This is a genomic window from Cellulomonas sp. Leaf395, assembly GCF_001424125.1.
Lineage (GTDB): Bacteria > Actinomycetota > Actinomycetes > Actinomycetales > Cellulomonadaceae > Cellulomonas.
This window is the reverse complement of sequence record NZ_LMQI01000002.1, coordinates 212495-231190: the sequence shown is the minus strand read 5'-3', so window position 1 is coordinate 231190 and position 18696 is coordinate 212495. Positions and strand designations below refer to the sequence as shown.

Below are 18696 nucleotides of genomic sequence, written 5' to 3'. Positions count from 1 at the left end.
GACAGCCAACGAGAGGGAGAACGATGAGACTCACCAGGCGTACTGCGTGGGGCGCGGCCGCGGTCGGCGTCGCCGCCGCGCTCGTCCTGTCCGGATGCAGCTCCGACGACGACGGCGGTTCCGACGAGCCCGCGGCGAGCGACGCTGCCGACGGCGAGCTGACCCCCGTCAAGCTCCAGCTCCAGTGGTTCACCCAGGCACAGTTCGCCGGCTACTACGCGGCGGTCGACCAGGGCTACTACGAGGAGGAGGGCCTCGACGTCGAGATCGTCGAGGGCGGCACCGACATCGTCCCGCAGTCGGTCCTGGCCGACGGGTCCGTCGACTACGCGATCGCGTGGGTGCCCAAGGCGCTGGCGTCGAGGGAGCAGGGCGCCGGGATCACCGACGTCGCGCAGATCTTCCAGACGTCGGGGACGCTGCAGGTCGCGTTCGCGGACAAGGGCATCTCGTCCGCCGCCGACCTCGAGGGCAAGACGGTCGGCAACTGGGGCTACGGCAACGAGTTCGAGCTGTTCGCCGGCATGACGAAGGCCGGCCTCGACCCGGCGACCGACGTCACGCTGGTCCAGCAGCAGTTCGACATGAACGCGTTCCTGGCGGGCGACATCGACGCCGCACAGGCGATGACGTACAACGAGTACGCCCAGCTGCTCGAGGCGGAGAACCCCGACACGGGCGAGCTGTACACGGCCGACGACTTCACGGCCGTCGACTGGAACGACGAGGGCACCGCGATGCTCCAGGACGCCATCTGGGCGAACTCGGAGAAGCTCGCGGACGACGAGGCGTACCAGGACACGACCGTGAAGTTCATCAAGGCGAGCCTCAAGGGCTGGATCTACGCGCGGGACAACCCGGAGGCGGCGCGGGACATCGTCGTGGCCCAGGGGTCGCAGCTGGGCAACAGCCACCAGCTGTGGCAGACCAACGAGATCAACAAGCTGATCTGGCCGTCGCCGGACGGCATCGGCATGATCGACGAGGCTGCCTGGGACCAGACGGTCGAGGTCGCGCTGGAAACGAAGAACGACCAGGGCGCGACCGTGATCACGGCTGAGCCCGACGCCGACGCGTACACGAACGAGTACGTCGAGAAGGCCCTGGCCGAGCTCGAGGACGAGGGTGTCGACGTGTCGGGCGAGGGCTTCGAGCCGATCGAGGTCACACTCGAGGCCGGCGGCAACTGAGCACGTCCGCGCGCGGGCGTCAAGATCGGCGCCCGCGCGCGGCCCGCACCAGAAGGAGATGCACCATGACCACCGACGACGACGCCACCGCGCTGCGTCTCGACCGCGACCACGTCTTCCACTCCTGGTCGGCGCAGGCGCACCTGAGCCCGCTGGTCATCGCCGGCGGGCTGGGTTCGACCGTGTGGGACCACGCGGGTCGGCGGTACCTGGACTTCTCCAGCCAGCTGGTCAACACCAACATCGGGCACCAGCACCCTCGCGTCGTGGCCGCGATCCAGGAGCAGGCCGCGACGCTCACGACGGTCGCGCCCGCGACGGCGAACCTCACCCGCGGCCGCGCTGCCGAGAAGGTGCTGAGCCACGCCCCCGACGGTTTCACCAGCGTGTTCTTCACCAACGGCGGGGCCGACGCCAACGAGAACGCGATCCGGATGGCCCGCCTGCACACCGGTCGGGACAAGGTGGTGTCGGCGTACCGCTCGTACCACGGCAACACCGGCGCGGCGGTGGTGGCGACGGGGGACTGGCGGCGCGTGCCCAACGAGTACGCCCGCGCGCACGTGCACCACTTCGGCCCCTACCTGTACCGCTCGGAGTTCTGGGCGACCACGCCGGAGCAGGAGTCCGAGCGCGCGCTGCACCACCTCGAGCGCGTGATCCAGGCGGAAGGTCCGGCGTCGGTCGCGGCGATCCTGCTGGAGACCATCCCGGGCACGGCCGGCGTGCTCGTCCCACCGCCCGGCTACCTGGCCGGCGTGCGCGCGATCGCCGACAGGTACGGCATCCTGCTCATCCTCGACGAGGTCATGGCCGGGTTCGGCCGCACGGGGAAGTGGTTCGCGTTCGACTCGTTCGACGTGGTCCCGGACCTGATCACCTTCGCCAAGGGGGTCAACTCCGGCTACGTCCCCGCGGGCGGGGTCATCCTCAGCGAACCGATCGCGAAGACCTTCGACGACCGGGTGTTCCCCGGTGGGCTGACCTACTCGGGCCACCCGCTGGCGATGGGGTCGATCGTCGCCGCGCTCGACGCCATGGCCGACGAGGGGATCGTCGAGAACGCCGCCGCGATCGGCCGCGACGTGCTCGGTCCGGGGTTGGCGGAGCTGGCCGCGACCAACCCGCTGGTCGGCGAGGTCCGCGGGCTCGGCGTGTTCTGGGCCGTGGAGCTGGTCACGGACCAGGCCACCCGCGAGCCCGTCGACGCCGCGCTCATGGGCCGCATCAAGGCCGGCGCGCTGGCCCGCGGGCTGCTCCCGTTCCTCGCCGACAACCGGGTGCACGTCGTGCCGCCCTGCGTGGTCACGTCGGACGAGGCCGCGACCGGCCTCGGTCTCCTGAGCGAGGTCCTCGCCGAGGTCGCTTAGCCTGCTGCCCGTCCCCACCGTCCTGCCGTGCCGACGACGGTCGGCATGCCCGCGCCTCCACCCACCCACCACCGGGAGACCCCCATGAGCACCGCCCTCGACCGACCCCGTCGCGCCCTCGTCACCGGCGCCTCCTCCGGGATCGGCGCGGCCACCGTTCGCCGTCTTCGCGCGGAGGGCTGGGACGTCGTCGCGACGGCCCGCCGTGCGGACCGTCTGGAGGCGCTGGCCGACGAGACCGGCGCGAGCACGATCGTCGCCGACGTCACCGACGATGCCGACGTCGCGCGGCTCGCGGCGCAGGTGGCCGACGGCGGTCCGCTCGACGCGCTGGTCAACAACGCCGGCGGCGCCTTCGGGCTGGACCCGGTCGAGTCCGCGGACCTGGACCACTGGCGTCAGATGTACGAGCTCAACGTCCTCGGCACGCTGCGCGTGACGCAGGCGCTGCTCCCGCAGCTGCGCGAGGACGACGGCGGCGACATCGTCGTGGTGACCTCGACGGCCGCGCACGGCACCTACGAGGGTGGCGCGGGGTACGTCGGGGCCAAGCACGCGGAGCGGATGCTCGCGACGACGCTGCGCTGGGAGATCCTCGGCGAGCCGATCCGCATCATCGAGATCGCGCCGGGCGCCGTGGCCACCGAGGAGTTCTCGATGGTCCGCTTCGACGGCGACAGCGAGCGCGCCGCCGCCGTGTACGCGGGGTACGAGCCGCTCGTCGCGGACGACATCGCCGACGCCATCGCGTGGTCGCTCGGCCGGCCGGCGCACGTCAACGTCGACCTGCTGGTGGTCCGCCCGCGAGCGCAGGCCAGCAACAACCGGGTGGTCCGCGCCGGAGTCTGAGATCGGCGGGGCAACTGTCAGTGGCCGTACGTAGGGTGGAGGAGTGCCTTCTGCTCCACCCGCACGTCCAGCTGCACGGCCCACCTCCCCGGAGTCCACCACCCGGGTGCTCCTGCGCCTCCGGCGGTGGGCTCGACCTGCCCTCCCGCGGATCGCGCTCGGCGGGCTGACCGCGCTCGGGGCGAGCCTGCTCGCGCTCGCGGTCCCGCAGGTCCTGCGCGTGATCGTCAACGGTCCGCTGCTGTCGGAGGGCTCGCAGCGGGGGGTGGTCCTCGGCGCGCTTCTCGTCCTCGGTCTCGGCGTGCTCGAGGCGTTCCTGGTCTGGTGCCGACGCGCCCTGATCCTCACGCCCGGCACCACCGTCGAGCGCGACATGCGCACGGACCTGTTCCAGCACCTGCTCGACCTGCCGGTGGAGTTCCACGACCGCTGGTCAGGTGGTCAGCTGCTGTCGCGGATCATGTCCGACCTCGGCACCATCCGGCGCTGGACCGTCTTCGGTCTGGTGATGCTGCTGGTCAGCGCCACGACCGTGATCGTCGGCATCGGCCTGATGATCGCGACCAGCTGGGTGCTCGGGCTCGTCTACCTCGTCGGCGCGGTGCCCATGCTCTGGCTGGGCTTCCGGTTCCGCGAGAACTACAAGCTCGCCGCCCGCCGAGCCCGGGACCAGGCGGGGGACCTGGCCACCACGGTCGAGGAGTCGGTGCACGGCATCCGCGTGCTCAAGGCGTTCGGCCGGGGCGACGACGCGCTCGACGACTTTGCCCGCCAGGCCGACGCGCTGCGCACCGTTGAGGTGCACAAGGCGAAGACGCTGTCGCGCGTCTCGTTCGCGCTCGGCGCGATCCCGGAGTCGATCCTCGCGGTGTCGCTCGGCCTCGGGGTCGTCCTGACCTCGCGCGGGGAGCTCAGCGTCGGCGCGCTGGTCGCGTTCTTCGCCACCGCGGCCGTGGTCAACAACCCGGTGGAGCGCCTCGGCATGCTCCTCGCGATGACGCTCGACGCGAAGGCTGCGACCGACCGGTACCTGCAGGTCATGGACACCGGATCGGCCGTGCGGGACCCCTCCGAGCCGGTCGCGCTGCCCGCGGCGGACCCGGCCGGCTCGCGGGTGGAGCTGTCCGGCGTCCACTTCGCGCACCCGCGCACCGCCATCGCCGGCGGTGATCGCGGGGGCGGACCGGACATCCTCGCGGGGGTCGACCTGGTGCTGGAGCCCGGGGAGACCATGGCGCTCGTCGGCCTCACGGGCAGCGGCAAGACGACGCTGCTCCAGCTGGTGCCACGGCTCTACGACGTCACCGCGGGCAGCGTCCGGATCGACGGCGTGAACGTGCGCGAGCTCAGCCGAGCCGACCTGCGGGCAGCCGTGTCGATCGCGTTCGAGGACCCCATCCTGTTCTCGGCATCGGTGCGGGAGAACGTGCTGCTGGGCACGGACCTGACCGGGCAGGCGGCCGACGACCTCGTCGCCGAAGCGCTCGACGTCGCCCGCGCGGGATTCGCCTACGGGTTGCCCGACGGGCTCGACACCGTGATCGGCGAGGAAGGGCTGAGCCTGTCCGGCGGTCAGCGGCAGCGCGTCGCCCTGGCCCGTGCCATCGCAGTCCGCCCGCGCGTGCTGCTGCTCGACGACCCCCTCTCGGCGCTCGACGTCACCACGGAGGCTGCGGTCACCGGCCGCCTGCGCGAGATGCTCACCGGCACCACCACGCTGGTCGTCGCGCACCGGCCGTCCACGGTCGCACTGGCCGACCGGGTGGCGGTGCTCGAGGACGGCCGGATCACGGGCGTCGGCCGGCACGCCGACCTGCTGTCCACCCATCCGCACTACCGGTACGTGCTCACGGCGCTCTCGGCGCTGGACGACGCGGACGGGGACGGCATCGACGACGCGCAGACCGACGAGCTCGCGCAGGTGCGACCGTGAGCGCCACGCCGAGCACGACGAGCGCCGGGACCTCCGTGACCGCCGAGGGTGTCGAGGACGAGGCCGGAACGGCCGAGTCGCGACGCATCCGACGACGGTCGCTCGCACTGCTCAGCTCGTTGCTGCGGCCGGTCTCCGGTGCGGTGTGGTGGACTGCAGCCCTGGTGGTCGGTGCGCAGCTGGCGGCCGTCGCCGGGCCCGCCCTCGTCGCCTACGGCATCGACCAGGCGCTCCCGGCCCTGACGGACGGCGACGCCCGGCCGATCACGCTGGCGACCGGCACCTACCTCGCACTGGCGGTCCTCGGCGGGCTGCTGACCGCCGCGACCGTCAGGACGTCTGCGCGGGTGAGCCAGACGATGCTGCTCGACCTGCGTCGCCGGGTGTTCCGGCACACGCAGCGGCTCAGCCTGGAGTTCCACGAGAAGTACACGTCCGGCCGGATCATCTCCCGGCAGACCTCCGACGTCGACGCGCTGCGCGAGCTCCTCGACGGCGGCGTCACCACGCTCGCGTCGGGCGTGCTGGCGATGGTGTTCACGGCGGTCTCGCTCGTGATCCTCGACTGGCGCAGCGGCCTGGTGCTGCTCATCGCGGTCGTCCCCGGGATCGTCCTCACGCGCTGGTTCCAAGTCCGCTCGCAGGTCCAGTACCGCAAGCAGCGGACGGCGGCGGCGCGGCTCATCGTGCGGTTCGTCGAGACCATGACCGGTATCCGCGCGGTGCAGGCGTTCCGCCGGGAGCCTCAGGTGCGCGGCGTCTACGGCGAGCTGGCCGAGAGCTACCGCGACACCAACGCCACCTCGATCCGGCTCAACGGCGTCTTCGACACGGGGTTGACCCTGATCGGGAATGTCACGGTCGCGGCCGTGCTGCTGGTCGGTGGCCTGCGCGCCCTGGACGGCGGCATCGAGGTCGGGGTGCTGGTCGCTGCCGTGCTGTACGCGCGGCGGTTCTTCAACCCGCTCGCGCAGATCGGCATGTTCTACAACTCGTTCCAGTCGGCGACGGCGGCCCTCGAGAAGCTCGCGTCGTTGCTCGCCGAGGAGCCCACGGTGCCCGAGCCCGCGCAGCCGCAGCGGCTCGCGGACGCTCGCGGGGACGTCCGGTTCGAGGACGTCGAGTTCGGGTACGGCACCGGGCCGACGGTCCTGCCGCACGTCGACCTGCACATCCCGGCGGGCCAGTCGATCGCCCTCGTCGGCGAGACGGGGGCGGGCAAGTCGACGATCGCGAAGCTGCTCGCCCGGTTCTACGACGTCCGTGAGGGCGTGGTCCGCCTCGACGGGATCGACCTGCGCGAGATCGACCCCGTCGACCTGCGCCGGGCCGTCGTGATGGTGACCCAGGAGGCGTACCTGTTCTCGGGCTCCCTCGGGGCCAACATCGCGCTGGGCAAGCCCGAGGCCACGCCTGAGGAGATCGAGGCGGCCGCGCGCGCGGTCGGCGTGCACGACCTCATCGCGGCGATGCCCGACGGGTACGACACCGAGGCCGACAAGCGCGGCGTGCGGCTGTCGGCCGGACAGCGCCAGCTGGTGTCGTTCGCGCGCGCGTTCCTGGCGGACCCGGCGCTGCTCATCCTCGACGAGGCGACCAGCTCGCTGGACGTGCCGGGGGAGGCGCTCGTGCAGCTCGGCCTGCAGACGCTGCTCGCGGACCGCACGTCGGTCGTCATCGCGCACCGGCTCTCCACGGTCATGGGGTCGGACCGGGTGCTGGTGATCGAGGGCGGGCGGATCGTCGAGGACGGCTCGCCCGTCGCCCTGGTGGCGGCCGGCGGGCGGTTCGCGGACCTGCACGCCGACTGGCAGCGCTCACTACGACGCACGCCGTAGTCCGCCTCGCCCCCGTGGGGAGGCCCGTCAGGACGACGGGCCTCCCCACAGCCCCTACAGGTGCCGGGCGGCGTACTCGTGCAGAGCGTCCCGGACGAACGCCGCGCCGACGACGCCGCCGTAGTTCGCTGCGAACCGCTCGTCGGCGACGTACATGTCCGCAAGTCCCAGCACGTACTCCTTGACCGGAGCGGCGCCGTGGCCGGGCGTCCCCGGGATCCCGCTGAGCCACGCGACGTGTCGCCCCGCGAGCTCCTGCGCCTCGTCGGAGACGGGGTCGGTGCCGGCCGCAGCCGCCTCGCCCCACTCCGTGGCGAGCCGCGCCGTCGTCGCCTTCCACGCGGCGCGCTCGTCGTCGCTCATCCCACGCCACCAGCTGTCGGACGACGCGTACGCGTCCTTGCCCCAGCGCTGCTCGACCTCGTCCTTGTACTGGGTGTGGTCGAACCCGTCGAACATGTCCTCGGCCACGAGTGGCCCTCCGTTCTCCCGTGCGGTGATGGTTCGTTCGACCGAGGCGGCCTGCCGCTCCAGTCGTCGCTGCTCGCTGCGCAGCCAGTCGAGGTGGTGACGCAGGGCTGCGGTCTCGTCCTGCTCGCGGTCGAGCACGCGCCGGATGTCCGGCAGCCCGAGCCCGAGCCCGCGCAGCAGCAGGATCCGCTGCAGCCGCACCAGGGCGCGGTCGTCGTACCAGCGGTATCCGTTGTCCCCGACGCGGCTCGGCTCGAGCAGCCCGATCGCGTCGTAGTGCCGCAGCGTGCGGCTGGTGGTGCCCGTCAGGCGGGCCACCTCCTGGATCGAAGCCTCCATGCGCCCTCCTCTCGTGTCAGATCCACGGTAGGAGTTGACGCCGCGTCAAGGTCAAGCCCTCGGCGTGACCAACCGGTCGAGGCGCGCGAGAACCGTGCGCCGCAGCTCGTCCACCGTGTCGACCACGACGACCGCGCCGGCGGCCGCGAGCTCGCCGGGCGCGGCGTACCCCCAGGTCACCCCTACGCAGTCGAGGCCGTTCTCGCGGGCGCCGTGCACGTCGTGCTCGCGGTCCCCGACCATGACCGTGCCCTCGGGCGACGCCGGCTGCGACTCGGCGGCCAGCGCCCGAGCGATCACGTCCGCCTTGGTGTCGGACTCGTCGAGGGAGGCGCCGAACACCCCGTCTAGGAGCGGGGCGAGCCCGTGGTCCGCGCAGATCGGCACGGCGAACACCTCCGGCTTCGACGTCGCCACGGCCAGCCGGCACCCCGCGGCCCGCAGGTCGGCGAGCAGCTCGGGGACGCCGTCGAAGACCGTCGCGTCGTGCATCCCTGTCGCCGCGAAGTCCTCGCGGTACGCCCGGACGACCTCCTCGATGCGGTCGGCGGGGACGCCGTGCGCGCGCAGGCTGACACCGATCGGCGGCCCGACGAACGTGCGGAGCTCCGCGGGTGTCGGGACGGGCAGGCCGCACCGGCGGAACGCGACGGTCATGGAGCCCGTGATGCCGGGGTAGGAGTCGATGAGCGTGCCGTCGAGGTCGAGGAGGACGAGGGGTGAGGTCACGCCCCGATCCTCTCCCATCACCGTAGGGTGTCCGGTCGTGAGCTGGGTCGAGGTCCTCGGGTTCGTCAGCGGCGCCGCGTGCGTCTGGCTCGCGACCCGTCAGAACGTCTGGAACTTCCCCGTCGGCATCGCGAACAACCTGCTGTTCCTCTGGTTGTTCGCCGACGCCGGCCTGTACGCGAACGCGGGACTGCAGCTGGTCTTCGCCGCGCTCGCCGCGCTCGGGTGGGTGTGGTGGGTACGCGGCGGGCCGGATCGGGGGGCGCTCGGCGTCACGCGGACGCCCCGCTGGGTGTGGCCGGCCGGTGCGGCGGTCGTCGCCGCCACCACCGCCGGGCTGACCGTCCTGCTGTCGGCCACCGAGGGTTCTGCGGCACCGTTCTGGGACGCGCTCACCACGTCGTCGAGCCTTGTCGCGCAGGTCATGCTGGGCCGCAAGTGGCTCGGCAGCTGGAGCGTGTGGATCGGCACCGACATCGTCCTCGTCGGCCTCTACGCCAGCCAGGGCCTCGTCCTGACCGCCGTCCTGTACGCCGGCTTCATCGGGCTGTGCGCGCTCGGGTGGCGCGACTGGCGGCGTGCGCTGGCGCCCGGCGCCGTGCCCGCGCCGGTGGCGGTCCCGGCATGAGTCCCGGTGTGAGCCACGGCCTCGTCATCGGCAAGTTCTACCCGCCGCACGCCGGCCACCTCGCCCTCGTCCGGGCCGCGCTGGCCCGCTGCGACCGGGTCACCGTCCTGGTCCTCGGGTCCTCGCAGGAGAGCATCCCGGCCGAGCTCCGCGCGCGGTGGCTTCATGACGAGCTGCCCGGCGCGAACGTGGTCCCGGGCCTCGACGACGAGCCTGTCGACTACGCGAGCGAGACCGCCTGGCGGGCGCACACCGCGATCATCGGGGACCTGCTCGACGCCCCCGTCGACACGCTGTTCAGCTCGGACGACTACGGCGAGGAGCTCGCGCGGCGCCTCGGTGCGACGTGGGTGCAGGTCGACCCCGCCCGGCGCGGGACTCCGGTCAGCGCACGGGCCGTCCGGGCCGACCCGGCCGGGTACTGGTGGGCGCTGCCGCCCGCGGTGCGCGCGTGGTTCGTGCGCCGAGTGGTCGTCATCGGGGCCGAGTCGACCGGCACGACGACGCTCGCGGAGGCGCTCAGCGCGCACCTCGGGCTGCCGACGGTCCCGGAGTTCGGGCGCGAGTGGTCGCAGGTCCGGCCCGGTGGCTTCGCGGCGCCGTGGCACACCGCGGAGTTCGAGCTCATCGCGCGCGAGCAGGCGCGGCTCGAGGACGACGCCGCCGCGCGCACCCCCGTGCCGCTGCTCGTCTGCGACACCGACGTACTGGCGACCGCGGTCTGGCACGAGCGCTACGTCGGGCGTCCGTCGCCGTCGGTGCGCGCGCTCGCCGCGGCCCGCGTCCCCGACCTCTACCTGCTGACCGGCGACGAGATCCCCTTCGTCCAGGACGGTCTGCGCGACGGCGAGCACGTCCGGCACGCGATGCAGGACCGGTTCCGAGAGCTCCTCGCGGCGCAGGACGCCCCGTGGGTCGAGCTGCGGGGGACACCCGACGAGAGGCTCGCCCGAGCGCTGGCGCTCGTCGAGCCGCTGCGGAGGCGGCCACGGTGGCTCGCCGAGCCGATGGAGCAGCGCCACGAGGTGGTCCCCGACCTGGCCGCGGCCCTGTCTCTGCCAGACTCGGGCGCGTGACGACGCACCCCGACGAGACGTTCGCGCAGGTCTCCGCCGCCCCGACGCGGGCAGGGACGGGAGCACCGCGCGGACGCCTGGAGCTCGACGTCGACCAGCTCTTCGCTGGCGCCGACGCATCGACCGGGACAGCCGGACCTGCCCTCGACGAGAAGCTGCGTCAGGCGTACTTCTGGATGGTCAACCACGGGATCATCAGCCCGCACTACGACGTCGAGTTCCACGATCCGGACCGTCCACGCACGCGCTTCCGGCTTGGGGATTCCAAGGCCGAGGTGGACCTGCCCACCGACCAGTCGTACTCGTCGTTCGTGCTGCTCCCGCTGCTGACGTTCGCGGTGCGCGGCCGCTGCCTGCTCGTCGGCGGACCCGGCCGCGGGAAGACGGCGAGCGCCGTGCTCATGGGAGTCCTCGCGGGCTACCCGGTGCGTGAGGTCCGGCGCGCCATGCAGCACGGCCACCCGCAGCTGACGGTGCAGGACATGTTCGGCACGCCGCTGCCGAGCGACCTGGTCGCCGCGAGGAGCCTGGCGGACATCGACGTCGCCTGGCGGTCATGGCTGGGCCGCCGCGTGAAGATCGTCGACGAGTACAACCGCATCCCGACGCGCACCCAGTCGGCACTGCTGACGGTGCTCGCGGACGGCTACGTCGAGGTGTTCGACCAGGTGTACGAGACGGGTGCCGCAGCCTGGTACCTCACGGCGAACGACGACGCCGGCGGCGGGACGTTCCAGGTCGTCGACGCGTTGCGCGACCGCATCGACGTCGTCGTCAAGGCCCTGTCGTTCAACTCCCGCTTCGTCGGTGAGCTCGTGGACCGGGCCGAGCGCCGGTTGCGGCCTGAGGAGCACGTCCCGCCCGCCGTCGTGTTCGACGCCGACGAGCACGACCGGATGCACCGCGAGGTCGTCGCCGTGCCCGTGCCGCCCCACGTGCGGCGCCGGCTCGAGTACTTCGCCTCGCAGCTCGAGCTCGCGGAGCGCGGCGCCGTGCAGCTGGAGTACCGCACCAAGGACACCGTGCGGCTCGCGGGGGAGGACCCGCACCGGATCCTGGCGCAGGACACCGGCCGTGACCTGCGGGCCGACATCGGCGCGCAGACGCTCAACGGCCTGTCCGTCCGCGCCCTGCAGTCCCTGGTGCTGTACGCCAAGGCGATGGCGTACTTCCGGGGGCAGCCCGAGGTCGGGCTCGACGACCTGCGCGCGGTGCTGCCGTTCGTCCTGCACGACAAGCTGCAGCCGGACCTCGCGTCGCCCTCGTTCGAGGACCCGGCCCGCGAGGCGATGCGGATCGACCGCGTCTCGTGGCTGCGCGACCTGTTCGACAGCGCGTGCGTGCTCTACGACGCCGAAGGGCTGGACACCGATGACCCCGTCGGCGCCGTCCTCGCCGAGCTCCACGCGGGGCTCGACGGGCTGCCGGAGGCGGAGGTGCGCCGCCGCCTCGCCCACATCGAGGGGATCCTCGCGGGCTGGCAGGACGCCACCAAGCTGCACGGCAGCCTCTACGAGGACGCGCTCGCCCTGAAGTACGCCCACCAGCGGTACTCCGGGTACCTCGCGTGGCTGCGCTGGAGCGGCGCGTGACCGCAGTGCTCGACCGGGCGACGGCGTTCGGCCGCTTCGTGGTGCAGGACCGCGCGTTCGTCGACGACGTGCTGCGTGCGGCCGCCGCGCGCTGCGGTGACCCGGAGGTCGTGCGGACCACGGTCGTGGACGTCGCGACCGTCGCCGACGCACTGGCCGACGACGGCGTGCTCGACCCTCAGGTCGGGCGTGCGCTGCTGAGTTCGGCGACCGACCTCGCCGCGCGCGGCCGGTGGCGGGCGGGCACTGCAGAACGCTCGGCGGTGCTGGAGGTCGTGCCCCGGGCCCAGACGCTGGTGCGGGCGAGGCCTGACGTGGTCGTGCCGCTGCTCGTGGCGTCCGCGCGCACCGTCGAGCGCAGCGCCGACGCGGCTGTCCTCGCCGACCTGCTCGCCGCCGCGCCGCCCACGGACGACGTCGACCACCTGCGGGCGACGATCCTCGTCGCGACGTGGCGCGCGGGCGCTGTCCGCTTCCGGGCTGCCGCGCTGGCGGCCGCCGTCTCCCTCCCCGCACCGCTGGCCGTCGCCGCCCTCGGGCTGGCCCCGGGGACCGCGCCGGGGGCAGTGCTGGACGCGCACGCCGCCGACCCGTGGTGGTGGCCCGGACGCGAGCAGGCCCCGGGGGTGCTGCGCCGCGTCGGCGGCTTCCGCGGGTTCGGCGGACCGTGGCTCGCCGTGCCGCGCGTCTCGTCGGGCGCAACCGAAGCCGGCCCGGGATGCCACGTCCGGGCTGACGGCGAGTGCTGGGCCGTGCTGGCCGACCTCCACGGGAGCGCCGTCGTGCGGCTCGACACGACCGACGTGCCCGAGCGCGCTCCCGCACCGCACCTCCGGGTCCCGTGGGACGACGAGGTCACGGGGTGGTCCGCCGCCGGCGGCGACCCCCGCGTCGTCGTCGTGAGCCGCCGCCACTCGTACTGGCTCGACGTGGTGAGGGTCGCGTCGTGACGGACATGGCCCTGACCATGGAGGACGTCGAGCGGCGCTGGCGCGAGACCTGGCCCGTCGCGCTCGCTACCTGGGGCCGCACGTCGCGCCTGCACGCCCCGGTGCTGCACACCGACCCCTGCGGCATGCCGTCGTGGGCGTGGTACTCCCTCGAGGACGTGGAGGTCCACGTCGACCTGACGGTGGTGCGGGAGCGGCACGTCGAGGACCACGCGCTCGCGGTCCTGGCGCACGAGATCGGCCACCACCTGCTGGCCCCGGTGGACCTGGCGTCGCACGTGCGCATCGCCGCGCGTGTCCAGATCGGGCTCGTCGACCTCGACCACCTGGTCGGGCTCGTGTCGAACCTCTGGTGCGACCTGCTGATCAACGACCGGCTGCAGCGCCAGCTCGGGGTGGACCGTGCGGCGCTGTCCGCGGCGGCCGGCCCGCCCGATCCGGACGACGCGCTCATGCTCCTCGTCCTGCGCACGAACGAGATCCTCTGGGGTCTGGACCGCGGCGCCCTGGTCGGCGAGCACACGGCGCCCGACGACCAGGCGCTGCTCTGCGCCCGGCTCGTGCGCGCCTACTCCCGGGACCCTGTCGGCGGCGCCGCCGGCTTCGCGGCGCTCGTGCGGTCCACCATCCCCGCTGAGCAGCTCCGGGCGCAGCAGCCGGCGGTGATCGTCGCGTGCGGTGGCTCTGCGGGCGGCGACGGGTCGGTGCCGTTCGGCGTCGCCACCGACCCGACACTGGGTATGCCCGCGATCCACCCGTCGCGGGACCCCCGCGTCGTGGGTGCCGTCCAGGTCGAGGAGAGCACCCCGGAGGTGGACCCGGCCCCGGCGGCGTCCACCGGCGGGAACACCCTCATGCCGGGCGCCCTGCACGCCGTGCTGCAGGCGCTCGGGTCGACGACGACCGCGGAGGAGGTGGCGATCGCCTGGTACCGGGAGCACGCGGCCCGCCATCTCGTCCCGTTCCCGACCCGGCCCCGGCCGCGGCCCGCCGACGAGCTGCTGGCAGGGCTCGAGCCGTGGGAGGTCGGTGACGACCTGTCGACCGTCGACTGGACGGGCACGATGACGGCGTCGCCCGTCGTGGTGCCGGGCATGACGACCGTGCGCCGGGCGTACCTGGACGACCCGGAGGAGATCGTCGAGGCCCGTCCGGTCGACCTCGACCTGTACCTCGACTCGTCCGGGTCGATGCCGGACCCCCGCCGCACGCGCGCCCCGATCGCGCTGGCCGGGGCGATCCTCGCCCTCTCGGCCCTACGAGCCGGTGCGCGGGTGCAGGCCACGACGTGGAGCGGTCCGAACGAGGTCGCGGGAACGGGCGGGTTCACGCGTGACGCCGACGAGGTCCTGCGGGCGGTCGTCGCGTACTTCGGCCGTGGCACGGCCTTCCCGCTCGATCTGCTGCGCCGCACCCACCTCGGATATCCCGCCGCCGGCATCACGCCCACGCGGCGCGGTCCGACCCACATCGCCGTCATCTCGGACGACGGCATCGAGACCATGTTCCAGCAGCGCAGGGACGTCGCCGACCCGACGGCCGGCGAGGCGCTGCGCGCGGCGGACGGAGGCGGAACCCTGGTGCTCCAGGTTCCGCCCGAGTGGGCCGCGCGCTTCGAGGAGCGGGCCGACGGCTACGCCGTGCACAGCGTCGTGACCGACGACGACCTGATGACGTTCGTGCGCCGCATGGCCGCGAGCACCTGGGGAGGTGAGCGTGGACCGACGCCCCGATGACCTGGAGCGGGCGCGCGCCGGGCACGGCGACGGGCCGCCGCTCGCCGCCCTCGTGCACCGCCTGGCGCTCGCTCCGCCTGACCTGTTCGAGCCGTCCGTGAGCGTGTCCGCCCTGGTCGCGGACGTCGCCGTGTCCCTCGACGGCACGGTCCTCGACCGGAAGGTGCTGCGCGCGCTCGACGCGGACCTGACGGGTCCCGCCGACCAGGCGTTGCACCGCGCGCCGCTCGTGGGCCTCGTCTGCTGGCTGGTCCTCGATCCGGCGGTGCACGGCGCACCCGGGGTCGCAGCGGCTGCGGCGGGTGCTGGTGGGCGCTCGGGATGGTTCCTGCGGATCGTGGACGGTGTGCAGCGCGTCCTGGCCGGGCAGCGCCCCGACCGCGAGTGGGTGCAGGACGAGGTCGCGCGCGAGGAGCTGGCCCGCGCGGTCTGCCGGCTCGGCGGGGTGCTGCCCGCGGGCGAACGCGCCGAGACCGCCGACGACCGGTGGCTCGCGGTCAGCTCGGCGTACCAGCGCAAGGTCGCACAGTCGATGGCCGTGGAGGTCGCGCGGGCGGAGGAGCTCGCCCGCGCGCTCGCCGCGCAGCGGGCGAAGGAGGCGGCGGCGCAGTATGCGAACTACTGAGGAGTCCACGCCGGTACCGGACCCGGCGCTCGGCGAGTACGCCGCGATGGGGTCGGTCGCGCTGACGGACACGGAGCGGTGGCCGACGCTCGACGCCGACGGGCTGGCCCGCGTCGACGCGTGGCGGGCACGCCCCGACGCGCCGGTGTGGGTGCATGCGACGGGGGACCGGCTCGAGACCGCCGACCTGGCGGTGCTCGAGCAGGTCGCCCGGCTGAGACAAGAGCCCACCGAGCCCGCCTGGGTGGCCGAGCTGGTCGCCCGCGTCCACGCGACCGTGCCCCGGTGGCGGCGGGCTGCGCGCGAGGGACGCAGCGGCCCGACCACCCCGCTGGGGGACCTGCCGACGACGAGCCGCGCGGACCTCGCGGACGTGGCGGCGCACGTGCCGCTCGACGTGCCCCTGGACCGGGTGCTGGAGGGCAGCAGCTCGGGCCACACGGGTGCGGCGCTCAACGTGCCGCTGCATCCGGTGTCGGTGGCGGCGGACCTCGTTCTGCTCCAGCACCTGGTGGCCTCGGCGGGTGCTGACTGGCGCGCGGACCCGGCCCGGCTCGGCCTGGTGAACCTGGTCGACCAGCGGGCGTCGTTCACGTACGTGTCGGCGATGACGGCGTTCGGCCGCCCCGCCGGATCGCCGGCGCCGGTGATGGCGCGCGTGAACCTGAACCGGTCGGTGTGGCGGGCGGACGGTGACCGGGAGCGGTACCTCACGGCGGCCGACCCGCAGGTCATCAGCACGTCGACCCTCCCGCTGCTGCGGCTGCTCGACCTGGCGCGCGACGGCCTGGACCTGCACCCCGTCGCGGTGGTGAACGGAGCGACGGACCTGCCGCCGGCCGTGCGCGACGCCGTGCGCGCGACGTGGGGCTGCCCGGTGATCGACCTGTACGGGCTGCGCGAGACGGGACCGATCGCGGCCTCGATCGACGGGGACGGACACGTCGTCGTGCCGCGCCGGGTCTGGGTCGAGGTCCTCGACGACCAGGGTCGTCCGGTGCCGGACGGGCATCGCGGGGAGGTGGTGGTGACGGTCGACGAGAACCCGTACCTGCCGCTGTTGCGCTACCGCACGGGGGACACCGCGGCGCTCGTCCGCGACCACCGCGGCACCGTGCTCGTCGGTCTCGAGGGTCGGGCGCCGGTGCGCTTCCTCGCGGCGGACGGGTCGTGGCACTCGTCGATCGACGCGACGCAGGTCCTCCAGGCGTACGGCCTGGCCGGGTGGGAGCTCCTCCAGGACGCGCACGGCACGGTCCGGCTGACGGCGCTGCCGCTCGCGGGCGTTCCGGTCGACCCGACCGCCGCGGGCGACGCCATCGGTCGCTGGCTCGACCGTCCCGTCCGCGTCGATGTCGTGACCGACCCGTCGGCGTTCGGAACCGGCAAGCCTCGCCGCTTCCGCTCGGACGCGGCGCTCGGGCAGGAGGACCGATGACCGCACCGCGCGTCCGCGTGAACCAGGTCGGCTACCTGACCGACGGCCCCAAGGCGGCGACGCTCGTGACCGGCGCGACCGCTCCGGTGCCGTGGCGGCTGCGGTGCGGTGGCGTGGTCGTCGCGGAGGGCGACTCGCAGCCGCGCGGCCACGACCCGTCGGCGGGGCTGGACGTGCACGTCCTCACGTTCGACGAGGTGCGGCAGCCGGGCGACGGCTTCGTGCTCGAGGCCGACGGGGCGACGTCGGACCCGTTCGCGATCGGGTCCGACCTGTACGACGACCTGCGCGTCGACGCCCTCGTGGTGTTCTACGGCCAGCGCAGCGGCATCGCGATGGACGAGGCGCTGCTGGGTCCTGGGTACGGGCGCGCCGCCGGACACGTCGACGTCGCCCCCAACCGCGGCGACGGCGCGGTCCCGTGCCTCCCCGCGGGCCACGCGACGACGGCGGCCGGCGTGGACCTCTACGACGGCTGGACCGGCGGCTACGCCCTCGAGGTGACGGGCGGGTGGTACGACGCGGGCGACCAGGGCAAGTACGTCGTCAACGGCGGCATCGCCGTCGCGCAGCTGCTCGGCCTGTACGAGCGTGCGCTGCGGACGGGGACGGCAGACGCGCTCGGCGACGGCTCGCTGCGGGTGCCCGAGCGGGGGAACGGCGTGCCGGACGTGCTCGACGAGGCGCGCTGGGAGCTGACGTGGATGCTGCGCATGCGCGTCCCGGCCGGGGAGCGGTACGCGGGGCTCGTCCACCACAAGGTCTCCGACGAGCGGTGGGTGCCGCTGCCGGTGCTGCCCGCCGACGACCCCCAGCCGCGGTACCTGCACCGCCCGTCGACCGCCGCGACGCTCAACCTCGCGGCCGTCGCAGCCCAGGGCGCGCGCCTGTTCGCACCGCACGACGAGGCGTTCGCCGCGCAGCTGCGCACCGCCGCACGTGACGCCTATGACGCGGCCCGGGAGCACCCCGTGCTGCTCGCGCCCGACACGAACGTCCTCGCGAACGCGGGCAGCGGCCCCTACGACGACGCCGACCTCGACGACGACTTCCTGTGGGCGGCCACCGAGCTGTACCTGACGACCGGCGACGACCGGTACGCCGACGACCTGCGTGCCAACCCGTACGCGCCCGTGTTCCGGCCGGAAGGGTTCGACTGGAACCACGTCGCCGCGTGGTCGCGGCTGCAGCTGGCGACGGTGCCGAGCGCGCTGCCCGAGCGTGACACCGTCCGCGCCTCCGTCGTCGAGGCCGCCGACGCGATCCGCGAACAGCAGGCCACCCAGCCGTTCGGCACCCGTACGTGCCGTCGACCGGCCGGTACGACTGGGGCTCCAACGGCCTCCTCCTCAACAACCTCGCGGTGCTGGCAGCCGCTCACGAGATCACCGGCGACGCCGCGTACCGCGACGCGGTCCTCTCCGGCGTCGACTACCTGTTCGGCCGCAATGCCCTCGGCGTCTCCTATGTCACGGGGTACGGCACGCGGGACGTCCGCAACCAGCACAGCCGCTGGTACGCCCACCAGCTCGACGCGACCCTCCCGCACCCGCCGCGCGGCACGGTGTCCGGCGGCCCGAACTCCGACTGCCCTGACCCCGTCTCGGCCGCGCTCGTGGGCAGCCCGCCGCAGTGCTGCTTCGTCGACGACATCGGTGCCTACGGCGTCAACGAGATGACGATCAACTGGAACTCGGCCCTGGCGTGGGTCGCGGCCAACCTGGCCGGAGTCGGAAAGAACTAGACACCTGGGTATCCTGGGCGCACAGGCGTCGACCCGGCCATCACCGGTGAGCCTCCGGAAGAACAGGTCGCGTGAGCGGCCCCAGTAGAACCGGACGGGGCAGGCCCGTCACAGCCGCAGAGAGTGGTCGACGACCCCCCGGGGACGCCGGCAAGCGAGGTGGTACCGCGGTCGTCCCCGTCCCGGGG

15 protein-coding genes and 1 pseudogene are annotated in these 18696 nt (G+C 73.6%); 14 read left to right on the top strand and 2 right to left on the bottom strand.

The features are described 5' to 3' along the window. Window positions 1-23 precede the first annotated feature (23 nt). The 5 genes from ASG23_RS05330 (at window position 24) to ASG23_RS05310 (ending at window position 7180) form a co-directional block, all read left to right on the top strand. Window positions 24-1190, top strand: a complete 1167-nt coding sequence (locus tag ASG23_RS05330) for an ABC transporter substrate-binding protein (RefSeq protein WP_056021325.1) — start codon at window positions 24-26, stop codon at window positions 1188-1190. Window positions 1191-1255: 65 nt separating this feature from the next. Next, window positions 1256-2560 (top strand): aspartate aminotransferase family protein, encoded by a 1305-nt coding sequence (locus ASG23_RS05325; protein ID WP_056021322.1) that lies wholly within the window; start codon window positions 1256-1258, stop codon window positions 2558-2560. Window positions 2561-2644: 84 nt separating this feature from the next. Continuing rightward, complete coding sequence (locus ASG23_RS05320) at window positions 2645-3409, top strand: SDR family oxidoreductase (protein ID WP_056022606.1); 765 nt, start codon at window positions 2645-2647, stop codon at window positions 3407-3409. A gap of 106 nt (window positions 3410-3515) precedes the next feature. Further along, window positions 3516-5342 (top strand): ABC transporter ATP-binding protein, encoded by a 1827-nt coding sequence (locus tag ASG23_RS05315; RefSeq protein ID WP_056021318.1) that lies wholly within the window; start codon window positions 3516-3518, stop codon window positions 5340-5342. Next, a complete protein-coding gene (locus tag ASG23_RS05310) occupies window positions 5339-7180 on the top strand; it encodes an ABC transporter ATP-binding protein (protein WP_157465530.1) in 1842 nt (613 codons plus the stop codon). The genes ASG23_RS05315 and ASG23_RS05310 overlap by 4 nt, the downstream gene beginning before the upstream one ends. A gap of 54 nt (window positions 7181-7234) precedes the next feature. Here the strand turns inward: ASG23_RS05310 and ASG23_RS05305 are convergent, their stop codons facing one another. Continuing rightward, entirely contained in the window at window positions 7235-7990 is a 756-nt protein-coding gene (locus tag ASG23_RS05305; protein ID WP_056021315.1) for a MerR family transcriptional regulator, read from the bottom strand. Window positions 7991-8041: 51 nt separating this feature from the next. Further along, complete coding sequence (locus ASG23_RS05300; RefSeq protein ID WP_082515852.1) at window positions 8042-8719, bottom strand: HAD hydrolase-like protein; 678 nt, start codon at window positions 8717-8719, stop codon at window positions 8042-8044. Window positions 8720-8756: 37 nt separating this feature from the next. Here ASG23_RS05300 and pnuC point away from each other — a divergent pair, with 37 nt between their 5' ends. The 9 genes and pseudogenes from pnuC (at window position 8757) to ASG23_RS20675 (ending at window position 18508) form a co-directional block, all read left to right on the top strand. After that, window positions 8757-9347, top strand: coding sequence for a nicotinamide riboside transporter PnuC (gene pnuC, locus ASG23_RS05295; protein ID WP_157465529.1), 591 nt, complete (start codon window positions 8757-8759; stop codon window positions 9345-9347). Beyond that, on the top strand, window positions 9344-10423 hold the full coding sequence (locus ASG23_RS05290; protein ID WP_056022600.1) for an AAA family ATPase: 1080 nt from the start codon (window positions 9344-9346) through the stop codon (window positions 10421-10423). The genes pnuC and ASG23_RS05290 overlap by 4 nt, the downstream gene beginning before the upstream one ends. Further along, window positions 10420-12015 (top strand): AAA family ATPase, encoded by a 1596-nt coding sequence (locus tag ASG23_RS05285; protein ID WP_056021307.1) that lies wholly within the window; start codon window positions 10420-10422, stop codon window positions 12013-12015. Before ASG23_RS05290 ends, ASG23_RS05285 begins: the two co-directional genes overlap by 4 nt. Next, window positions 12012-12965, top strand: coding sequence for a hypothetical protein (locus tag ASG23_RS05280; protein WP_157465528.1), 954 nt, complete (start codon window positions 12012-12014; stop codon window positions 12963-12965). The genes ASG23_RS05285 and ASG23_RS05280 overlap by 4 nt, the downstream gene beginning before the upstream one ends. Next, entirely contained in the window at window positions 12962-14701 is a 1740-nt protein-coding gene (locus tag ASG23_RS05275; RefSeq protein WP_056021300.1) for a hypothetical protein, read from the top strand. The genes ASG23_RS05280 and ASG23_RS05275 overlap by 4 nt, the downstream gene beginning before the upstream one ends. Continuing rightward, on the top strand, window positions 14682-15326 hold the full coding sequence (locus ASG23_RS05270; RefSeq protein ID WP_056021297.1) for a hypothetical protein: 645 nt from the start codon (window positions 14682-14684) through the stop codon (window positions 15324-15326). Before ASG23_RS05275 ends, ASG23_RS05270 begins: the two co-directional genes overlap by 20 nt. Continuing rightward, complete coding sequence (locus ASG23_RS05265; protein ID WP_056021293.1) at window positions 15313-16764, top strand: AMP-binding protein; 1452 nt, start codon at window positions 15313-15315, stop codon at window positions 16762-16764. The genes ASG23_RS05270 and ASG23_RS05265 overlap by 14 nt, the downstream gene beginning before the upstream one ends. After that, window positions 16761-18044: pseudogene (locus ASG23_RS05260) on the top strand (glycoside hydrolase family 9 protein); the annotation flags it as partial. The gene ASG23_RS05265 and the pseudogene ASG23_RS05260, both read left to right, overlap by 4 nt. Before the next feature lie 23 nt (window positions 18045-18067). After that, window positions 18068-18508, top strand: a complete 441-nt coding sequence (locus tag ASG23_RS20675; protein WP_268760887.1) for a glycoside hydrolase family 9 protein — start codon at window positions 18068-18070, stop codon at window positions 18506-18508. Window positions 18509-18696 lie beyond the last annotated feature (188 nt).

What these genes read in the sequence shown, in the direction of transcription:
- ASG23_RS05330 (WP_056021325.1), top strand. Translation starts at nt 24, where the DNA reads ATGAGACTCACCAGGCGTACTGCGTGGGGCGCGGCCGCGGTCGGCGTC.
- ASG23_RS05325 (WP_056021322.1), top strand. Translation starts at nt 1,256, where the DNA reads ATGACCACCGACGACGACGCCACCGCGCTGCGTCTCGACCGCGACCAC.
- ASG23_RS05320 (WP_056022606.1), top strand. Translation starts at nt 2,645, where the DNA reads ATGAGCACCGCCCTCGACCGACCCCGTCGCGCCCTCGTCACCGGCGCC.
- ASG23_RS05305 (WP_056021315.1), bottom strand. Translation starts at nt 7,990, where the DNA reads ATGGAGGCTTCGATCCAGGAGGTGGCCCGCCTGACGGGCACCACCAGC.
- ASG23_RS05290 (WP_056022600.1), top strand. Translation starts at nt 9,344, where the DNA reads ATGAGTCCCGGTGTGAGCCACGGCCTCGTCATCGGCAAGTTCTACCCG.
- ASG23_RS05265 (WP_056021293.1), top strand. Translation starts at nt 15,313, where the DNA reads ATGCGAACTACTGAGGAGTCCACGCCGGTACCGGACCCGGCGCTCGGC.